We start from the raw sequence: 18346 nt of genomic DNA on the forward strand, positions 1-18346 counted from the left end.
GATACGGACAGGGATGGCGTCAGCGGCCGTTCAGGCCGGGACGTCGGTCACCAGGATCTTGGTGGCCATACCGCCACCGAGGGCGATGCGGGTCTCACCTCGGGCGACGATCAGCCCGCCCCCCTGACGTTGGACGACGCGCAGCTCGGTACCCTGGTTGAGTCCGAGTTCGGTGAGCCGGCGCGCAAGCTGGCGACCGCCTTGCAGGGTGCAGACCCGTACCAGGGTGTTGTCGTTGGCCATGGCCAATGGATAGGTCTGGTGTCTGGACTGGCTCGGGGTGGTCAGCGAAGTCGGTGCCGTGCGCATTCGGGTGCCGCCTTTACGTCAATGGGAATGATTCGCAGGATATGGTTTTATATGCTTTATTGCAAATCGTTCTCAATGGCGAGGCTCGCCGCCGGCGGTGCCGGTGCCGATCTCAGCCCAGTACTCGGGCAAGGAAGAACCCGGCGCCACCGACCAGGGTGCACAGCACCACGCCCCACAGGGTATCGATCACGACCAGGCGCAGTGGCCAGTCGGGGAGGGTGGCCATGTTGGTCAGTTCGTAGGTGATATAGGTGAAGAAGCCGAAGCCTGCGGCCAGCAGCAGGGTTCGGTCGAGCGAGTCGGCCGCCACCCCGGGCAGGATCGCCATCACCAGGATGCCGGCGACATAGATTAGGTAGAAGGCGATGGCTGCCGGCCAGCGGGTGGTCTCGGCGAGCAGGTGGGCGAGCTGGTCACGATAGAAGCCGCGGGCGATCACCCCCAGCCACAGTAGATCGATGGCCATGAAGACGGCGAAGGTGAGCAGGTAGAGCTTGGCGACGAACCACGGACCCATGATGCGCTCCCGGGGCTGGTGGTGGCCTTCGTCGGCGCCGGGCGGATGACTCCCCCCGGCAGATGGGGGGATCAGCGCCCCGGCAGTGTCTTGAGGAAGTCGGTGAGGGTGGCGACGAAGGCCTGCGGTGCTTCCTCGTGAGGCAGGTGGCCGCTGTCGGCGATGACTTCAAGTCGGGCGCCGGGGATGGCGGCGGCGATGCGTTCGCTCTCGGCGACCTTCACCGTCTGGTCGTGGGCGCCGGTGACCACGAGCGTGGGTGGCGTGACCTCGGTGAGGCGCGGTTCGAGTCCGAGCTTGCGGGTGGCGAGGAACAGCTCCCAGAAGGCGCGCGGCCAGGGGCCCTGCATCATGTCGGCGCGGAAGGCGGCGAGCACCTCGGGGTCGAGCCGCTCGGGCCGGTACCAGAAGGCGCGGATCGCCTTGTCGTAGAGCCGTGCGATCAGCCGTCCCATCAACCAGGAGAAGAAGGGCGTGAGGGCGCGCATCAGTGGCTTGACGAAGCCGGGGATCTCGCTGGTGGCGTAACCGCTGAGGATCATCGCGTCGACCAACGCCAGCGTCTCGACGCGCTCGGGGTGTTCGAGCGCGGTCATCAGCGCCAGGGTGCCGCCGGTGGAGTTGCCCACCAGCACCGCGCGCTCGAAGCCGAGCGCGGGGATCAGCGCGGCGATCAGCGCGCTCTGGTCGTGGGCGCTGTAGCCGGGCTGGCCGTCGGCGCCGGGCAGCGGCTTGGAGCTGGCGCCGAAGGCGGGGCGGTCGAAGGCGACCACGGTATAGCCGGCCTCGGCCAGCGGTGCCATCACCGCGCGCCAGGAGCGCAGGCTGAGGAAGCTGCCGTGCAGCAGCAACAGCAGCCGGGGGCCGTCGCCGAGACGACGGTAGTGGAGGCGGAAGCCGTTGCAGTCGATGAACCGGGCGGTGTCGGCGGCCGGGTCGGTGGGGGCGATTGGATCCATGACGATGATGCTCTCGCTCTCGGGGTTGCGGGCGGCGCCGTGGCCGCTCAGGGAGTGGGTACCGGGGTGCGCTCGAGATAGGCGCGCGCGGCGTCCGCATCCAGCTGGATCTGATGCTTGAGCGCCTCGAAGGAGGCGAAGCGTTGTTCGTCGCGCAGCTTGAGACAGAACTCGACCTCGACCTGGCGACCATAGATATCGGCGGCGAAGTCGAACAGATGGACCTCGAGCTGGTGGGCGCGGCCGTTGACCGTGGGGCGGGTGCCGATGTTGGCGACCCCGGGGTGGGGTGCCGGGCCGAGCCCGTGCATCCGCACCGCGTAGACACCGTGCAGCGGGCTGACCCGACGGTGCAGGTCGATATTGGCGGTGGGGAAGCCAATGGTGCGTCCGCGCTTGTCACCGTGCCCGATCCGCCCAGCGATGCGATAGGGGCGCCCGAGCAGGTGCTCGGCTTGCTCGAGATCCCCCCTGGCGAGGGCCTCGCGCACCCGGGTACTGCTGATGCGCTCCTCGGCGTGGGTCACGGTATGGAGGTTCTCCAGGCTGAAGCCGTGCGCTGCGCCCATGCGCTGGAGCAACGCGAAGTCGCCCGCGCGGCCGTGACCGAAGCGGAAATCGTCGCCGACGAGCAGGTGGCCGACCCCCAGCCCCTCGACCAGCAGCTCGTGGACGAAGCGCTCGGCGGACATCGCCGCGAGCCTGGGACCGAAGCCGAGCACCACCACCCGTTCGATACCGCAGTGGGCGATCGCGGTGAGCTTCTCACGCAGTCGCGTGAGGCGCGCCGGCGCGGTCTCCGGGGCGAAGCACTCGAGCGGCTGTGGCTCGAAGGTGATCACGGTCGCCGGTAGACCGCGCGCGCGGCCCTGTTCGAGCAGGCGCTGGAGGATGCTGCGATGTCCGAGATGGACACCGTCGAAGTTGCCGATGGTGGCGACACAGCCCCGGTCGCCGGGACGCAGGTTGTGAAGACCGCGGATGAGCCTCATGGCAGCAGTGCAGGGAACAGTGGGCAAAAGTGCTGAGTATACGCGTCGTGGGTCGACGATGGGGCGTGAGTGGCGCAGCGGTCAGCCACCAGCCGCCAGCGAGGGATCGAACCGCAAAGGCGCCAAGGACGCCAAGGGGTGAGACGTAGGATGGGATGAGTGACCGAGCGAAGAGATCGAGCACCGACATCTCGCCTGCCGGTCACTCACCCCATCGACCAGCCACCAGCGAGGAGTCGAACCACAAAGGCGCCAAGGACGCCAAGGGGTGAGACGTAGGATGGGATGAGTGACCGAGCGAAGAGATCGAGCACCGACATCCCGCCTGCCGGTCACTCACTCCATCGGCCAGCCACCAGCGAGGGATCGAACCACAAAGGCGCCAAGGACGCCAAGGGGTGAGACGTAGGGTGGGATGAGTGACCGAGCGAAAAGATCGAGCACCGACATCCCGCCTGTCGGTCACTCACCCCATTGGCCAGCCGCCAGCGAGGGATCGAACCGCAAAGGCGCCAAGGACGCCAAGGGGTGAGACGTAGGATGGGATGAGTGACCGAGCGAAAAGATCGAGCACCGACATCCCGCCTGTCGGTCACTCACCCCATCGACCCGCTGTCAGCCGTCAGCCGCCAGCCGCCAGCCGCCAGCCGCCAGCCGCCAGCCGCCAGCGGAGAAGGGTGGCAGCCACGATGAGCGACAGAGCACTGATAGCTCCTTCCTCCCCCTTCGCGTTCTTGGCGCCTTTGCGGTTCAATCCGCTGGCCGCTGGCGAGGGCGATGTCCATGACCGGTGGAAGGCGACTGCTCCTCAAGCCCCCTTTGGATAAAGGGGGTTGGGGGATTCGATCAAATTATCACGAGGCATCGAGCCCTGAGGGCGGGCATCGACCTGCTCGGGGCGGCTCCGGTGTTGGGTTGCCCACCGACCCACAGGTCGTCGCCCCACTGCTGCGACAGCGGCTCGGTAGGCAGCCCAACCTACGGTGCTATCAGCCGCCAGCCACCAGTGGCGAGCAAGGGTGAGCACCATGATTGGTGGCTAAGCGCTGATTGCCCCTGCCACTCCCTTCGCGCTCTTTGTGGCTGTGCAGTTCAATCCGCTGGCCGCCGTCGTTCGGGTGCGGCGAGGTGGCGTGGGCGCACGCCGGCGAGGAGGACGAGGACGACGTAGAGGGTGGCGCCGCCGAGGACGGCGCCGCCGAGGTGCCAGGCCCGGTCCCAGGGTGCGAGCGCGCCCCAGTCGAGTGTGCCGAGCGCCCAGTGCAGCGTCCCGGCCATCGCCAGGCTGGCGCCGAGTACCGCAGCGCCGAGCGCGGGCCAGCCCGGGCGGGGGCGATAACTGCCGTCGCGTCTCAGTGCGTGTAGCAGCAGCAGGGCGTTGAGTAGGGCCGCGAGGGTCGTGGCCAGTGCCAGCCCGGTGTGTCCGAGTGGACCCATCAGCGCGAGGTCGAGTCCGAGGTTGGTACCGAGTGCGATCAGTGCGACCCGCACCGGGGTGCGGGTGTCGTGACGCGCGTAGCAACCGGGGGCGAGGACCTTGATCGCGATGAAGGCGAGCAGGCCGAGGGCGTAAGCGCTCAACGCCTGGGCCGCGAGGGTGACATCGGTGGCGGTGAAGGCACCGGACTGGAACAGGGTGGCGATCAGACCCTCGGCGAGTAGCGCCAGCCCCACCGCTGCCGGCAGCCCGAGCAGCAGTGTCCAGCGTAGTCCCCAGTCGAGGGTGGCGGAGAAGCGCCGCGCGCTCGCCGCACCGCTGCCACGGGTGAGTCGGGGCAGGATGACCACCCCGAGCGCGGCAGCGAGGAGGCCGAGCGGGAACTCCATCAATCGTTCGGCGTAATAGAGCCAGGAGATGCTGCCCGAGGTCAGGAAGGAGGCGAGCAGGGTGTCGAGCAGCAGGCTGAGCTGGACCACCGAGACCCCGAGTAGCGCCGGACCGATGCGCCGCAGGATGCGGCGTACCACCGGGGAGTCGAGGGCGAGGCGGGGGCGTGGCAACAAGCCGAGCCGGGCGAGCGCCGGCAGTTGCAGGGCGAGTTGGGCGAGACCGCCGAGTAGCACGCCCCAGGCGAGGGCGAAGATCGGCCGCTCGAGGTGAGGGGCGAGCAGGACGGCGCTGGCCACCATTGCCAGGTTGAGCAGGGCGGGGGTGAAGGCGGGGATGGCGAAGCGCTCGTGGCTGTTGAGGATCGCTCCGGCCAGTGCGGTGAGACTGATCAGTAGGACATAGGGCAGGGTCAGGCGCAGCAGCTCGATGGTGAGGGTGCGTTGCGCCGGTTGCTCGACGAAACCTGGGGCGAAGAGCAGGATCAGCAGCGGTGCGCAGAGGACGGTGAGCGCGGTGAAGGCCAGCAGGATCAGCCCCAGGGTCCCGCTGAGTTCGTCGACGAGCCGTGTCAGACCGGCATGGCCATCGTGGCGGCGGCGTTCCTCCAACGCCGGGACCAGGGCCGCGGCGAAGGCCCCTTCGGCGAACAGTCGGCGGAGGAAGTTGGGGATCTTGAAGGCGACGAAAAAGGCATCGGTGGCAGCATCGGCGCCGAAGGCGCGCGCGATCACCAGGTCGCGGACGAATCCGAGGATGCGTGACAGCAGGGTATTGCCGCCGACGACGAGTGCGGAACCGGAGAGCGAGGGCACGTGCCTAGACTCCTTGGCAAATCATCCATTGTAATCAGCCTCGACCGTTGAGGTGCGCATAAGTTCTTGACAAGAGCTTGAGATAACGGAAAAATGACCGGTCTTTATCCGCCCTTCAAAGATCAATTCGCCGGATTTCCAGGAGACCCCCTTGGCCAACTCAGCACAAGCCCGCAAGCGCGCCCGTCAGGCCGAAACCCGCCGCCAGAGAAACATGGCGCAGCGCAGCACGTTGCGCACCTTCGTCAAGAAGGTGATCAAGGCCATCCAGGCGGGCGACAAGGAAGCAGCCGTCCAGGCCTTCCAGGACGCCGCTCCCCGTATCGATCGTGCCGCCCGCAAGGGCCTGATCCACGCCAACAAGGCCGCTCGTCACAAGAGCCGCCTGAACGCACACATCAAGGCGATGGGCTGACCCGTCGAAGCATCCGCTTCCGGCACCGAAAAAACCGGCCACTGGCCGGTTTTTTTGTGCCTGCGCGGCGTGTCCTCGCCCGCGCTCGGACGCGCTGCCCGAGCTTGGGGCGTGCCTCAGGCACTCGCACCGGCGGGGCGGCGATAGGCCAACGCCAGCAACAGTCCGCCGGCGAGGATCATCGGCAGGGTGAGTAGCTGACCCATGGTTACCCAACCGAAGGCGAGGTAGCCGATATGGGCATCGGGCAGACGTACGAACTCGACGCTGAAGCGCGCCAACCCGTAGCCGACCAGGAACAACCCGGAGACGGCCATGGTGGGGCGCGGTCGGCGAGAGAACAGCCAAAGCACAACGAACAAGACCAGTCCCTCGAGCAACGCCTCGTAGAGCTGTGAGGCATGTACCGCAGGGCTCAGGGTCGCGCCGAGGGGTTGATCGGCACACTGCTGCGGGAAGCGTGTGCAGGGCAGCTCGACCCCCCAGGGCAGGCTGGTGCGATGCCCCCAGAGTTCACCGTTGATGAAGTTGCCGACGCGTCCGGCGAGCAGTCCCAGCGGCACCAGCGGAGCGAGGAAGTCGGTAGCCGCGAAGAAGCGCAGGCCGTGGCGACGTGCGAATACGGCGGTGGCGATCAACACCCCGATCAGGCCGCCGTGGAAGGACATCCCGCCCTCCCAGACACGGACGATGGTCAAGGGGTTGGCGAGCAGCTGATCGAAGCCGTAGAACAGCATGTAGCCGAGCCGCCCGCCGAGGATCACCCCGATCACCCCGTAGAAGATCAGGTCATCGACCATGGTCGTGTTCCACGCGTTGTCGGGGCGGGTGGCGCGCCAGCGCCCCAGTCCCCAGGCGGCGGCGAAGCCCAGCAGATACATCAGGCCGTACCAGTGGACCTGGAACGGGCCGAGGGCGAGGGCGACGGGATCGATGTCGGGATAGGTCAGCATGTCGGCGATGGTCTCACTCGGCGGTGGTGGAGGAGCCGCTCAGCGACGATGCTGGCGGCGTGATTTGTCGGGGTTGCGCAACAGCACGTAGAGCGCGCCGGTGCCGCCGTCGCGCCGGGTCGCCGAGCTGAAGGCGAGAACCTGGTCGTAGAGGCGTAGCCAGTAGTTGAGCTTCTGCTTGAGCACCGGCTGGTGGCCCGATGAACGGTGGCCCTTACCGTGGATGATGCGTGCACAGCGCACCCGGCGGTGTCCGCACTCGGCGAGGAAGTCTCCGAGCAGGGCCTTGGCATAGGCGGCGTTGAGGCCGTGCAGGTCGACCTCGAGGCCGACCTCGATGGCGCCGCGCTGCAACTCGCCGAGCACCCGGCGCTGGACCCCGGGGCGGGAGAACAACAGGTATTCGGGGGTCTCGATCGCGCTCTCGGAGAGACCGACAACGGGCTCCGGATCGTCGAGGTCGGGGGTGCGTGGGCGCGGGATCGGTGGCGGGCGCTGGCGCCCGCTCGGTGGCGGGGCCTCGACGCGTAGCCGGGTGACCTCGCCGACCATCTGCCGGAACAGCTCCACATCGGTTTGCTCGATCGGTTTCTTCATGGGGTGGTTCCGGGCGGCGGCTTGTCCTGGGCTTGGGTGTGGCGGCATGGCGGTAGCCAGGGAGGGGCAGTATATCAGCGGGGCGGGGTCGGGCACGGATGCCCGAGGCGGGCCTTTTGCGTATGATCTGAGCGATCCCGCCGCATCGCCACCCGGGCCGTGTCCGCGTTTCCGGAGGCGTCGGTGCTAGCGCTGGCGCTCCGCCGGCGCGTCCGTATTCACCCCAAATCGATAGACAAGCGACGCATGAAGATCCTGGTCAGCAATGACGACGGCTATCAGTCCCCGGGGCTGGTGGCATTGGCCGAGGGGCTGCGCGCGCTCGGCACCGTTGATGTGGTCGCCCCCGAGCGTGATCGTAGTGGCGCCAGCAATTCGCTGACGCTCGATGTCCCGCTGCGGGTCAGGCGCCGACCCAACGGTTACCTGAGTGTCGACGGCACGCCGACCGACTGTGTGCACCTGGCGCTCACCGGGCTGCCCGAGATCGAACCCGATATCGTGGTTGCCGGGATCAACCATGGCCCCAATCTGGGCGATGACGTGATCTATTCCGGCACCGTGGCCGCCGCCACCGAGGGGCGCTTCCTCGGGTTGCCGGCGATCGCCATCTCGAGCGCGGTGCACACCCCTCACCATCTCGACACCGGGGTGCGGGTCGCCATCGAGCTGGTGGCCCGATTGCGTGAACGACCGCTCGAGCCCAATCTGATCCTCAACGTTAACGTGCCTGACCTGCCCTATGGTGCGCTTGCCGGCTTCCGGGCGACGCGTCTCGGCCAGCGCCACCGCGCCGAGCCGGTGGTGACGGCGCAGGATCCGCGCGGGCGGACGATCTACTGGGTGGGGGCCGCTGGTCTCGAGCAAGACGCTGGGGTCGGGACCGACTTCCATGCCGTGCGCAACGGCTTCGTCTCGATCACCCCGCTGCAGATCGATCTGACCCGGCACAGCGCGCTCGAGACCCTTGATCAATGGCTCGGCGACGGCGTGCGTTGAACGTCTGTCGGCCGGACCCTTGTCTATCGCGCGTCGACACCCATTGATGGATGATTGGAGGCGACACAGTGGTGACTTGTCCCCGAGGAACGGACCCCGTGCACGACACGCGTGCGTGCGCCGGGAGCGGCTGGCTGGTGGTGCTGGTGCTGGTGCTCATGGCCGCTGGTCTCGGTGGTTGCGGCTCGACCGGCCCGGCGCCGGTCTATGACTGGGATTGGCGGGGACCGGTCCCCGAGGGCTTTTACCTGGTGCGCCCGGGCGATACGCTCGGTGAGATCGCGGCGCGCCGCGGTCAGCGGTTGCGTACCCTGGCCGAATGGAACCGACTCGGGCCTCCCTACACCATCTATGCCGGGACCCTGTTGCGGGTCGCCCCCCCTGCTGGCGCCGCGGCCCGCACCCAGCCGCCGTCGCGGACCGTGAGTGAGCCGCGTCAGGCCCCGCAGCAGCGCGTCCAGGCCGCTCCCAAGCCGGTGGTCGCGAGAGTCGATACCAGCCCGGCGGGAGCCCCGGGGAGTCGCCGGGCCGCCTCCGGGGTGGACTGGGAATGGCCGATCGACGGCCCTCTGGTGCAGGATTTTCGTAATGCCGATCGGACCCGTCAGGGGATCCGGATCGGTGGTCGCGCGGGGCTGCAGGTACGTGCCGCCGCGCCCGGTAAGGTGGTCTACAGCGGTGGTGGACTCAAGGGATACGGCAACCTTATCATCGTCAAGCACAGCGAGAAGTATCTGAGCGCGTACGGATTCAATCGCAGGTTGTTCGTCGATGAGGGGGCGCAGGTCAAGCGTGGCCAAGCCCTGGCCGAGATCGGGCAGGCCCCGAACGGCGCCTATCTGCTGCATTTCGAGATTCGCCGCCACGGCACGGCCGTCGATCCGGTACTCTACTTGCCCGTGCGTAAACAACCCCGTTGATGCAACGGAGGGAGAGGTGGATGCCAACCGCCAAAGGTCGACAGGCCCACGACAACCCCAACGCGGCCGACGACGATGCCTTGGTCTCGGGTTATGAGCGTGACGACGAAGAGGTGATGGAAGAGGGGGGGGACTCCGACACCGTCGATCAGAACGGCACCGAGGCCGGTGAGCGCGAGGGTGATGAGCCCGCGACCCCGACCACTCGGCTCCCCTCGAGCGAGGCCGATTTCGACGCCACCCGGCTCTACCTCAACGAGATCGGTAGCTCCAAGCTGCTCACCGCCGAGGAAGAAGTGTATTACGCGCGCCTGGCCCAGGCCGGCGATAATGCCGCGCGGCAGCGGATGATCGTGAGCAACCTGCGGCTGGTGGTGAAGATTGCACGCCGCTATCTCAATCGCGGTCTGCCGCTGCTCGACCTCATCGAAGAAGGCAACCTCGGGCTGATCCGTGCGGTCGAGAAGTTCGATCCCGAGCGCGGTTTCCGCTTCTCCACCTACGCCACCTGGTGGATCCGCCAGACCATCGAGCGGGCGATCATGAACCAGACCCGCACCGTGCGTCTGCCGATCCACGTGGTCAAGGAGATCAACGTCTATCTCAAGGCCGCGCGCCAGCTCGCCCAGCAGCTCGATCACGAGCCCACCACCGAGGACATTGCCGAGCTGCTCGATCGCCCGATCACCGAGGTCAAGCGGATGCTCGGGCTCAACGAGCGTATCGCCTCGGTCGACACTCCCTTCAGCAAGGATGCCGACAAGCCCCTCGTCGACATGCTCCAGGACGATGATGCCGACGATCCCACCGAGTGCATCCAGGACAGCGATATCCAGACCAACCTCGAACACTGGCTCGGTAAGCTCAACGACAAGCAGCGCGAGGTCGTCGAACGCCGCTTCGGGCTGCACGGCTATGAGCACTCGACCCTGGAGAGCGTTGCTCAGGAACTCGGCGTCACCCGCGAGCGGGTCCGCCAGATCCAGATGGACGCGCTGCGGCGGCTGCGTGACATCCTCGAGAAGGAAGGCTTCTCGGTCGAGGCCTTCTTCAAGTAGTGTACGCGTCTGCCTGTTGTCTCCCCGCCTCGTTGGGCTGTCAAAGTCATAGTTGACTGATCGGCTGTGGGGTTTTGTGTTTGAGACACTGATGTGGAATATTGGCAGCCAGCGAGTCGTGGTCATTGCGTGATCGGGTGGTGACTGCAGCGCACGATGCCGGCGGGATGTCGCTGATGCCTTTCCGTTCCCGCCCCAGAGTCTCGGTGCCGTCATGGAACAGTGTCCGCAATGTGGAAGCTACAACACCCGTAAGTCGCGCTTGCAGTCGAGGCGATATGGTCTGCGCTCCTGGTTCCGGTCGTGGTTTCGTTGTTGTGACTGTGGTGCGCGCTTCATCTGTACCGACTACTTCCTGATCCAGCAATGGTCGATGATCGGGGTCGCCGTGGTGGTGATCGCCGGGGTCGGGGGATGGGCGCTGCTGCATCAGCCCGATGGCGGGCTGGTGGTGAGCGATCCTGCCGAACAGGACCCGGTGCTGGCACTGCTGGCGCCACAACCGCCGCTCGTCGCCGAGCGTCTTGCCGAGCCCGAGGTCAGCGCCGCGGCCGAGTCTGGTGACCCCGACGCCCAATACCAGCTGGGGTTGGCGATCGTGCAACGTTACTGGGAACGTGGTGAGCAGCGTCGTCTCGGCGAGGCGGCCGACTGGATTCGCAAGGCCGCCGAGCAGGACCATGTACGCGCCCAGCTGGTGATGGGCGGGCTCTACGAGAAGGGGCGCGGGGTGATTCAGGATTACGAGTCGGCGTTGGCCTGGTATCGGCGCGCCGCCGCTCAGGGCGACCCCCAGGCGATGGCGCGGCTGGGGCGGATGCTGCGTACCGGACGCGGCGTCGAGAAGAACCTGGTCGAGGCCTACGTCTGGCTCAATCTGGCCGCCGCCCGTGGTGATCCGCACGCCGAGATCGATCGCGATCGGTTGCGGCGCATGCTCTCGGACAACGAGATCGATCACGCCCAGGATCGCTCGCGTCACTTCGACGACGATCTGCCTCGACCGTCCGGTCCGGCACAGCCGCTACCGCTCGGCTTCTAGTCCTCCCGGCGCGCCTGGTCGGTGCGTCGTGCCGACGAGCGGTGGCGCCAGGCCACCGCGACCGCCTTGAGTGTCCCCCCGAGGGGACGCAATTCCCCCATTGATGACCGCCCGCCGTGGTGTCGGCGCGATCGGTGCGTTCTGGGTGATGTCGACGAATGCGCACCATAGGCAAGGGCGTTGTACGAGCCGGCTGGCATTACCCGACCTTTTTGGTTGACTTTTGGTCGTGGTTCCAGTGTCATCGGCATGGCGGTGTCGGCAGCGGACGCAGCGGAGGCGTCGGCCCGGCGGCTGCGTCGGGGTGGACCGGGGATCGCCCGGGCGCCCGCTTAGGGTGGTGCGCCCGCGCACCTCGGGGACCGTCGGGGATGCGGCGCCTCCCCGTCATCCAACGTCGTTTCCAGAGGAGCCGTTATGGATGCCAATCTGGAGCAGAAATACGACCTCGATGTCGTCCGCTGGTTCACGGTCATGGCCGTGGTCTATCTGGTCGTCGGCGCCGCCGTCGGGGTCTATATCGCCTCCGAGCTTGCCTGGCCGGCGCTGAACTTCGACTCCCCCTATCTCTCCTTCGGGCGGTTGCGTCCGCTCCACACCAACGCCGTCATCTTCGCCTTCGGCGGCTGTACCCTGATGGCCACCGCCTTCTATACCGTGCAGCGCACCTGCGGGGTGCGGTTGTGGAGTCCGCGGCTGGCGCGCTTCACCTTCTGGGGTTGGAACCTGGTGATCCTGCTGGCGGTGATCACCCTGCCGCTGGGACTGACCCAGTCGAAGGAGTACGCCGAGCTGGAGTGGCCGATCGACATCCTCATCGCGGTGGTGTGGCTGGCCTTCACCATCAACTTCATCATGACCATCGCCCGGCGCAAGACCTCGCACATCTATGTGTCGAACTGGTTCTTCCTCGGCATGATGGTGATGATCGTCTATCTCCACGTCGTCAACAGCCTCGCCATCCCGGTCGGGCTGTTCAAGTCCTACTCCATCTTCTCCGGGGTGCAGGATGCGATGATCCAGTGGTGGTGGGGGCACAACGCCGTCGGCTTCTATCTCACCGCCGGCTTCCTCGGCATCATGTATTACTTCGTACCCAAGCAGGCCGGTCGTCCGGTCTACTCCTACCGCCTCTCGGTGATCCACTTCTGGTCGCTGATGTTTGGCTACGTCTGGCTCGGTGCCCACCACCTGCAGTACACCGCGCTGCCCGACTGGACCGGCTCGCTCGGCGCGGCGGTCTCGATCGCCATGATCATCCCCTCCTGGGGCGGGGCGGTGAACGGCATGATGACCCTCTCCGGGGCCTGGGACCGGTTGCGCACCGACTATGTGCTGCGCTTCCTGATCATCGCCCTGGCCTTCTACGCGATGTCGACCTTCGAGGGGCCGGTGATGTCGCTGAAGACCGTCAACGCGCTCTCGCACTACACCGACTGGACCATCGGGCACGTCCACTCCGGGGCGCTCGGCTGGGTCGCGGGCATCTCCATCGGCGCCATCTACCACCTGATGACCCGGCTCTATCACACCGAGATGTACTCGGTGCGGCTGATCAACCTGCACTTCTGGACTGCCACCATCGGCACCGTGATCTATATCGTCGCGATGTGGGTCTCGGGGATCATGCAGGGGTTGATGTGGCGCGCCTATGACGAGTACGGGACCCTCGCCTACACCTTCGTCGAGTCGGTCGACGCCATGCATCCCTACTACGCGATGCGCGCCACCGGCGGCATGATCTTCCTGTTCGGTGCCGTGATCATGCTGTTCAACGTGCTGATGACCGTGCGCAAGTCGCTCGCCGAGGGCAGTCTCGATCGTGCCCGCGCGCTGCCGGCGCCGGCCTGAACCGGAGTTCTCCCATGAGCAGGCAGAAGACCAAGCCGAAGGGCTTCCAGGAGTGGATGGAAGTCAATATCTGGGGGCTGCTGATCGTGCTCGCCCTGGTGCTGTCGGTCGGCGGGCTGGTGGAGATCGTGCCGCTGTTCTACATGAAGAACACCATGGAGCACACGCGTTTCCCCGAGATCGTCTGGGCCAAGGCCGGCGAGGCCCCGATCGTCACCGTCGACGAGAACGGGCGCGAGCAGTGGAACTGGACCGCGGGCGAGGGGGTGCGTCCCTACACCCCGCTGGAACTGGTCGGGCGTGATATCTACCAGCGCGAGGGCTGCTACACCTGTCACTCGCAGATGGTGCGCCCCTTTCGCGATGAGAAGGAGCGCTACGGCCACTATTCGCTCGCCTCCGAGTCGATGTTCGACCATCCCTTCCAGTGGGGCTCCAAGCGCACCGGGCCGGACCTGGCGCGGGTCGGCGGCAAGTACTCCGACGCCTGGCACCGTCAGCACCTGCGCGACCCGCGTGCGGTGGTGCCCGAGTCGGTGATGCCCGGTTATCCCTGGCTCGACACCGCCTACCCCAGCGGTTGGCGGATCCAGTGGCACATGCGCGGGCTGCGCTCGCTCGGGGTGCCCTACACCGAGGCCGACATCGAGGCCGCCCCGGCGCTGCTCGAGGGCAAGACCGAGATGGACGCCCTGGTGGCCTATCTGCAGGTGCTCGGCACCATGGTCGCACTCGACGAGGCCAAGACCTACCGTGAATAGCCTCAGCGATTACTTCCACACCGACTGGCAGGCGATGACGGTCAACGACTGGATCGGCACCATCCTCACCGTGGTGATCTTTGTGCTGATGGTGGCGGCCTACTTCCTGGTCTTCCGCCCGAAGAACCGCGACCGTCTCGAGTCCATGAAGCACATCCCCTTCGATGACGACGACGACGAAGGCACGGGAGCGCGCGATGGCCGACCATAACCCCTTCCCCGGCGAGAACAATACCGGTCACATCTGGGACAGCGACCTGCGCGAGCTGCAGAACCCGCCGCCGCGCTGGTGGATGATCGGCTTCTGGACCTCGATCCTGTGGGTGGTCGGCTACACCATCCTCTATCCGAGTTGGCCGGTGGGCGAGGAGGCCACCCCCGGCATCCTCGGCTGGACCCAGATCGAGGAGTACGAGCGCGGGGTGGCGCAGATCGAGGCGCGGCGCGCCGAGTTCGAGTCGCGCATCGGCGCGCTCGGGGTCGAGGAGATTCTCGCCGACCCCGGGCTCACCCAGTACACCCTGGCCTCGGCCAAGGTGCTGTTCGGCGACAACTGCGCCGCCTGTCACGGCAGTGGCGGTCAGGGCAACCCCGGCTATCCGGTGCTCGCCGACGACGACTGGCTCTATGGCGGCAGCACCGCCAAGCTCACCGAGACCATCACCCAGGGGCGCAAGGGCAACATGGTGGCGCACCAGGACATCCTCAGCGCCGAGGAGGTCGACACCCTGGCGCGCTGGACGGTCGAGATGAGTCAGGGCGAGCCGGGCAGCGAGGCCGGTTGGCAGCTGTTCTCGACCAAGGGCTGCAGCGGCTGTCATGGTCCGACGGCCAACGGCGTGCTCGCCGAGCTGCCCGGCGGCGAGGTGATCACCGTCGGCGCGGCCGATCTCACCGACCGCATCTGGCGCTTCGAGCCCGGCGGTTACGAGAGCGCGCGCCACACCATCCTCTACGGCGTCAACCAGTCCGGGGTGGAGCAGACCCGCGAGGCGGTGATGCCCGCCTTCGGCCCGACCGCGCGGGTCGAGGACGTCGAGATCCGCCGTCTCGATCCCCAGGAGATCAAGAAGCTGGTGGTCTACGTGCACCTGCTCGGCGGTGGTCTCTGAGACGCCGGTGCTTGGTCACGGGGCGTCGTGCCCCAATGCTCTGACGGGTACGCTGCCCCTGACCGCCGAGTCGCGGGGCGTCAACCGGGGCCGGTCGTGCCCCGTCGCAGCGGGGTCTCGCCCCGAGGGATGTCGATGAGTAGCCGAGATCGCGCCACCGAGGTCGAGGGGCTGTACGCCGAGGCCGCGCAGTGGCATGTCAACGCCGGCGGCGAGACCATCCACGCCAAGCGGCTGTCGGGCCGCTGGCGCACCTTCAAGTGGCTCACCGCCTCGGTCTGGCTGGTGTTCTTCCTCGGTCCCTATCTGCGCTGGGACGGTCGTCAGGCGGTGCTCTTCGACATCCCTAACCGTCAGTACCACCTGTTCGGCGCCACCGTGCTGCCGCAGGACTTCTGGATGCTCTCGCTGCTGCTGCTGTTCTTCGCCATCCTGCTGGCGGTGGTGACGGCGGTGGTGGGACGCGCCTGGTGCGGGTACTTCTGCTTCCAGACGGTGTGGACCGATGTCTTCACCTGGATCGAGGAACGCCTCGAAGGCCCGCCGGCGGCGCGCCGTCGGCTCGACCAGGCGCCGTTTGCCACCAGGTTGCGGGCGCGCCTGCCCAAGCACCTGCTGTGGCTGGTGATCGGCTGGTTCACCGGGTTCAGCTTCGTCGCCTGGTTCGTCGATGCGCCGACGCTGTGGCGGACCTTCTTCACCGGCGAGGCCGGGGTTGCGGCCTATGTCACCGTGGCCCTGTTCACCGCCGGCACCTATGTGCTCGCCGGCTTCCTGCGCGAGCAGACCTGCTTCTGGCTCTGTCCCTATGCGCGGATCCAGGGGGTGATGCTCGATCCCACCACCCTGGTGCCGGCCTATGACACCGGGCGTGGCGAGCCGCGCGGACGGCTGCGGCGGGGCGGCGAGGCCGCCGCCGGGCAGGGCGACTGCATCGACTGCAACCAGTGCGTCGCGGTCTGCCCCACCGGGGTCGACATCCGCCAGGGGCAGCAGGAGGGCTGCATCACCTGCGCGCTGTGCATCGACGCCTGCGATCAGGTGATGGACAAGGTCGGCAAGGCGCGCGGACTGATCCGCTACGCCTCGCTCGACGAACTCGAGGGACGACCGACCCGGCCCTTGGTGCTACGCCCGCGGGTCTGGCTCTATGGCGGCATCCTCACCCTGGCGCTCGCCGGGATCGTCTACGGCCTGGCCTCGCTCGCCGCGCTCGATCTCAAGGTGCTGCACGAGCGCGCGCCGCTGTTCGTGCGCCTGAGCGACGGTTCGATCCAGAACCGCTATACCCTCAAACTGCTCAACAAGACCCCGGAGCCGCTCGCCGTCGAGATCCGGGTGAGCGGACCGCCCGGGCTCGAGGTGAGCGGGCTGGAGCGGCCGATCCAGGCCGCCGCCGGGGTGGTGACCCCGGCGCTGGTGTTCGTGCGGGTGCCGGAGTCGGCGCTCGCCGCCGAGCAGCAGCCGGTGGTCTTCCATGCCGAGGCGCGCCGTGGCGACGGCCAGCGGCTCGACACCGCGCGCGAGAGCGTGTTCATCGCCCCCGCGCCCTGAGTCGCCGTGCCCGCCCCGACGGGCGCGGAGGAGGTCAAGATGCAGATACAGTCGGGCGCCGTCCATTCGGCGCAACCCCTCCCGGCCTGGCGCAGCCCCTGGGTGATCGCCTGGGTCGGGCTGATCGTGGTGGTGTTGCTGGTCAACCTGCTGATGGTCTATCTCGCCGTTGCCACCAACCCCGGTCTGGTCAACGCCGATTACTACGAGCGCGGCCAGGACTACGAGCGCACCCTGGTCTCGCGTCGCGCGCGCGATCCGGGGTGGGTGATGCAGGCCGACATCCCGCCGCTGCAGCCGGGGCGCGTCGAGGCGATCCGGCTGTTCCTGGTCGATCGCGCCGGCCAGCCGGTCGAGGCCGACGCCGTCACCCTCCACGCCTATCGCCCGGCCGACGCCGCGCGCGACTTCAGCGTGCCGATGCGACGCGAGGGTGCGGGGCGCTATGTCGCCGAGGTCGCCTTCCCGCTGCCCGGGGTCTGGGACACCCTGATCGCCGTGGGTCACGGCGAGGACGAGTACAGTCTCGACCAGCGTCTCGAGGTCGGCACGCGCTGAGACCACCGCGATGGACGCGATCATCGAGGAGCATGCGCCGGCGACCGGGGGGGCGCCCGCGCGCTGTCATCACTGCGGCCTGCCGATCGGGCCCGGCGGTGGCGAGCGGGCACTGATCGCCGGGGTCGAGCGCCGCTTCTGTTGCAGCGGCTGCAAGGGGGTGTGCGAGGCGATCCACGCCGCCGGACTCGAGGGCTTCTATCGCCGCACCGGCGCCGACGAGCTGCTGGCGCCGCCGCCCGAGCCGCCACGCGACCTCGAGCACTATGATCTCGACGCGGTGCAGCAGGCCTTCACCGACACCAGCGCGCGCTGCCGCGACATCCAGCTCCAGGTCGAGGGCATCCACTGCGCCGCCTGCGTGTGGCTGATCGAGAACGGGCTGCAGTCGCTGCCCGGGGTCGAGGAGGCGCGGGTCAACCTCACCGGACGACGGTTGCGGTTGCGCTGGGACAGCGAGCGGCTGCGGCTGTCGCGGGTGCTCGCGCGACTCGCCGCGCTCGGCTATGCCGCCGTCCCCTTCGACCCGGAGGCCGCCGAGGGCGCGCTGGCGCGCGAAAACCGCGACCTGCTGTTTCGTCTCGCCTGGGCCGGGTTCGCGATGATGAACCTGCTGTGGATCTCGATCGCGCTCTACAGCGGCGCCGATCAGGGCGAGTTCCGCGGGCTCTTCCACTGGCTCGGCTTCGCCCTGGCCACCCCGACCCTGCTCTATTCGGGCGCGCCCTTCTTCCGTGGCGCCTGGGCCGGACTGCGTCACGCCCGACTGGGCATGGACCTGCCGATCGCCATTGGGGTCAGTGTCACCTACGGCTATTCGCTCGCCGTCACCCTGGGGCTCGGCGAGCAGGGGCACGTCTACTGGGACACCGTGGTCAACTTCCTCTTCGTGATCCTGCTCGGGCGCTATCTCGAGGCGATCTCGCGACGACGCGCGGTGGCCTCGACCCAGCGTCTGTTCGACCTCCAGCCCCGGGTGGCGACGGTGCTCGACGCGCACGGCGAGGCGCGTCCGGTTGCGGTGCGCGCGATCACCCCGGGGATGACGGTGCTGGTGCGTCCCGGCGAGCGCATCGCCGTCGACGGGGAGGTCATCGCCGGCG

At 67.6% G+C, this 18346-nt stretch carries 19 protein-coding genes; 12 read left to right on the forward strand and 7 right to left on the reverse strand.

Features of this window, described 5'->3' with window-relative positions:
- Positions 1-30: 30 nt before the first annotated feature.
- The 5 genes from HF203_RS14830 to murJ all read right to left on the reverse strand — a co-directional run bounded on the left by HF203_RS14830 (position 31) and on the right by murJ (position 5423).
- On the reverse strand, positions 31-309 hold the full coding sequence (locus tag HF203_RS14830) for a FeoA family protein (RefSeq protein WP_168670867.1): 279 nt from the start codon (positions 307-309) through the stop codon (positions 31-33).
- 112 nt (positions 310-421) lie between these two features.
- The gene (locus HF203_RS14835; RefSeq protein ID WP_168670868.1) at positions 422-829 is read right to left on the reverse strand and encodes a DUF2177 family protein; all 408 of its coding nucleotides are present in this window, start codon (positions 827-829) and stop codon (positions 422-424) included.
- 71 nt (positions 830-900) lie between these two features.
- Complete coding sequence (locus HF203_RS14840; RefSeq protein ID WP_168670869.1) at positions 901-1788, reverse strand: alpha/beta fold hydrolase; 888 nt, start codon at positions 1786-1788, stop codon at positions 901-903.
- Between the two features lie 47 nt (positions 1789-1835).
- On the reverse strand, positions 1836-2780 hold the full coding sequence (gene ribF / locus HF203_RS14845) for a bifunctional riboflavin kinase/FAD synthetase (RefSeq protein WP_168670870.1): 945 nt from the start codon (positions 2778-2780) through the stop codon (positions 1836-1838).
- A gap of 1092 nt (positions 2781-3872) precedes the next feature.
- Positions 3873-5423, reverse strand: a complete 1551-nt coding sequence (gene murJ / locus HF203_RS14850; protein ID WP_168670871.1) for a murein biosynthesis integral membrane protein MurJ — start codon at positions 5421-5423, stop codon at positions 3873-3875.
- A gap of 151 nt (positions 5424-5574) precedes the next feature.
- Here murJ and rpsT point away from each other — a divergent pair, with 151 nt between their 5' ends.
- The gene (gene rpsT / locus HF203_RS14855; RefSeq protein ID WP_168670872.1) at positions 5575-5838 is read left to right on the forward strand and encodes a 30S ribosomal protein S20; all 264 of its coding nucleotides are present in this window, start codon (positions 5575-5577) and stop codon (positions 5836-5838) included.
- 116 nt (positions 5839-5954) lie between these two features.
- Here the strand turns inward: rpsT and lgt are convergent, their stop codons facing one another.
- Positions 5955-6791 (reverse strand): prolipoprotein diacylglyceryl transferase, encoded by an 837-nt coding sequence (gene lgt, locus HF203_RS14860; RefSeq protein WP_168670873.1) that lies wholly within the window; start codon positions 6789-6791, stop codon positions 5955-5957.
- Positions 6792-6830: 39 nt separating this feature from the next.
- Positions 6831-7388 carry a Smr/MutS family protein gene (locus tag HF203_RS14865; RefSeq protein ID WP_168670874.1) on the reverse strand — a complete coding sequence of 186 codons (558 nt, stop codon included), beginning with the start codon at positions 7386-7388 and terminating at the stop codon, positions 6831-6833.
- Between the two features lie 246 nt (positions 7389-7634).
- Between HF203_RS14865 and surE the strand changes: the two genes are divergently transcribed.
- From surE to HF203_RS14920, 11 genes are all read left to right on the forward strand, one after another.
- Positions 7635-8387, forward strand: coding sequence for a 5'/3'-nucleotidase SurE (surE, locus tag HF203_RS14870; protein ID WP_168670875.1), 753 nt, complete (start codon positions 7635-7637; stop codon positions 8385-8387).
- A gap of 98 nt (positions 8388-8485) precedes the next feature.
- A complete protein-coding gene (locus HF203_RS14875) occupies positions 8486-9307 on the forward strand; it encodes a peptidoglycan DD-metalloendopeptidase family protein (RefSeq protein ID WP_343043937.1) in 822 nt (273 codons plus the stop codon).
- 20 nt (positions 9308-9327) lie between these two features.
- The gene (rpoS, locus tag HF203_RS14880; RefSeq protein WP_168670877.1) at positions 9328-10365 is read left to right on the forward strand and encodes an RNA polymerase sigma factor RpoS; all 1038 of its coding nucleotides are present in this window, start codon (positions 9328-9330) and stop codon (positions 10363-10365) included.
- A gap of 262 nt (positions 10366-10627) precedes the next feature.
- Entirely contained in the window at positions 10628-11407 is a 780-nt protein-coding gene (locus HF203_RS14885; protein WP_168670878.1) for a tetratricopeptide repeat protein, read from the forward strand.
- 417 nt (positions 11408-11824) lie between these two features.
- On the forward strand, positions 11825-13258 hold the full coding sequence (ccoN, locus tag HF203_RS14890) for a cytochrome-c oxidase, cbb3-type subunit I (protein ID WP_062274052.1): 1434 nt from the start codon (positions 11825-11827) through the stop codon (positions 13256-13258).
- A 14-nt stretch (positions 13259-13272) separates the two neighbouring features.
- Entirely contained in the window at positions 13273-14019 is a 747-nt protein-coding gene (gene ccoO / locus HF203_RS14895; RefSeq protein ID WP_168670879.1) for a cytochrome-c oxidase, cbb3-type subunit II, read from the forward strand.
- Positions 14012-14230 (forward strand): CcoQ/FixQ family Cbb3-type cytochrome c oxidase assembly chaperone, encoded by a 219-nt coding sequence (locus HF203_RS14900; protein ID WP_168670880.1) that lies wholly within the window; start codon positions 14012-14014, stop codon positions 14228-14230. Before ccoO ends, HF203_RS14900 begins: the two co-directional genes overlap by 8 nt.
- Positions 14217-15131 (forward strand): cytochrome-c oxidase, cbb3-type subunit III, encoded by a 915-nt coding sequence (gene ccoP, locus HF203_RS14905; protein ID WP_168670881.1) that lies wholly within the window; start codon positions 14217-14219, stop codon positions 15129-15131. Before HF203_RS14900 ends, ccoP begins: the two co-directional genes overlap by 14 nt.
- Positions 15132-15266: 135 nt before the next feature.
- A complete protein-coding gene (gene ccoG / locus HF203_RS14910; protein ID WP_168670882.1) occupies positions 15267-16685 on the forward strand; it encodes a cytochrome c oxidase accessory protein CcoG in 1419 nt (472 codons plus the stop codon).
- A 39-nt stretch (positions 16686-16724) separates the two neighbouring features.
- A complete protein-coding gene (locus HF203_RS14915) occupies positions 16725-17243 on the forward strand; it encodes a FixH family protein (RefSeq protein ID WP_168670883.1) in 519 nt (172 codons plus the stop codon).
- Positions 17244-17253: 10 nt separating this feature from the next.
- On the forward strand, positions 17254-18346 hold a 1093-nt coding region (locus HF203_RS14920; RefSeq protein WP_168670884.1), incomplete at its 3' end, for a heavy metal translocating P-type ATPase.

The organism is Marichromatium bheemlicum, assembly GCF_012276755.1.
Classification (GTDB): Bacteria; Pseudomonadota; Gammaproteobacteria; order Chromatiales; family Chromatiaceae; genus Marichromatium; species Marichromatium bheemlicum.

Excerpts from the sequence above, each read along its gene's own strand:
- ccoN (WP_062274052.1), top strand. The coding sequence starts at position 11,825 with ATGGATGCCAATCTGGAGCAGAAATACGACCTCGATGTCGTCCGCTGG.
- ccoG (WP_168670882.1), top strand. The coding sequence starts at position 15,267 with ATGAGTAGCCGAGATCGCGCCACCGAGGTCGAGGGGCTGTACGCCGAG.
- ccoO (WP_168670879.1), top strand. The coding sequence starts at position 13,273 with ATGAGCAGGCAGAAGACCAAGCCGAAGGGCTTCCAGGAGTGGATGGAA.
- lgt (WP_168670873.1), bottom strand. The coding sequence starts at position 6,791 with ATGCTGACCTATCCCGACATCGATCCCGTCGCCCTCGCCCTCGGCCCG.
- HF203_RS14835 (WP_168670868.1), bottom strand. The coding sequence starts at position 829 with ATGGGTCCGTGGTTCGTCGCCAAGCTCTACCTGCTCACCTTCGCCGTC.
- HF203_RS14865 (WP_168670874.1), bottom strand. The coding sequence starts at position 7,388 with ATGAAGAAACCGATCGAGCAAACCGATGTGGAGCTGTTCCGGCAGATG.
- ribF (WP_168670870.1), bottom strand. The coding sequence starts at position 2,780 with ATGAGGCTCATCCGCGGTCTTCACAACCTGCGTCCCGGCGACCGGGGC.
- surE (WP_168670875.1), top strand. The coding sequence starts at position 7,635 with ATGAAGATCCTGGTCAGCAATGACGACGGCTATCAGTCCCCGGGGCTG.
- HF203_RS14830 (WP_168670867.1), bottom strand. The coding sequence starts at position 309 with ATGCGCACGGCACCGACTTCGCTGACCACCCCGAGCCAGTCCAGACAC.
- HF203_RS14915 (WP_168670883.1), top strand. The coding sequence starts at position 16,725 with ATGCAGATACAGTCGGGCGCCGTCCATTCGGCGCAACCCCTCCCGGCC.
- ccoP (WP_168670881.1), top strand. The coding sequence starts at position 14,217 with ATGGCCGACCATAACCCCTTCCCCGGCGAGAACAATACCGGTCACATC.
- HF203_RS14840 (WP_168670869.1), bottom strand. The coding sequence starts at position 1,788 with ATGGATCCAATCGCCCCCACCGACCCGGCCGCCGACACCGCCCGGTTC.
- rpoS (WP_168670877.1), top strand. The coding sequence starts at position 9,328 with ATGCCAACCGCCAAAGGTCGACAGGCCCACGACAACCCCAACGCGGCC.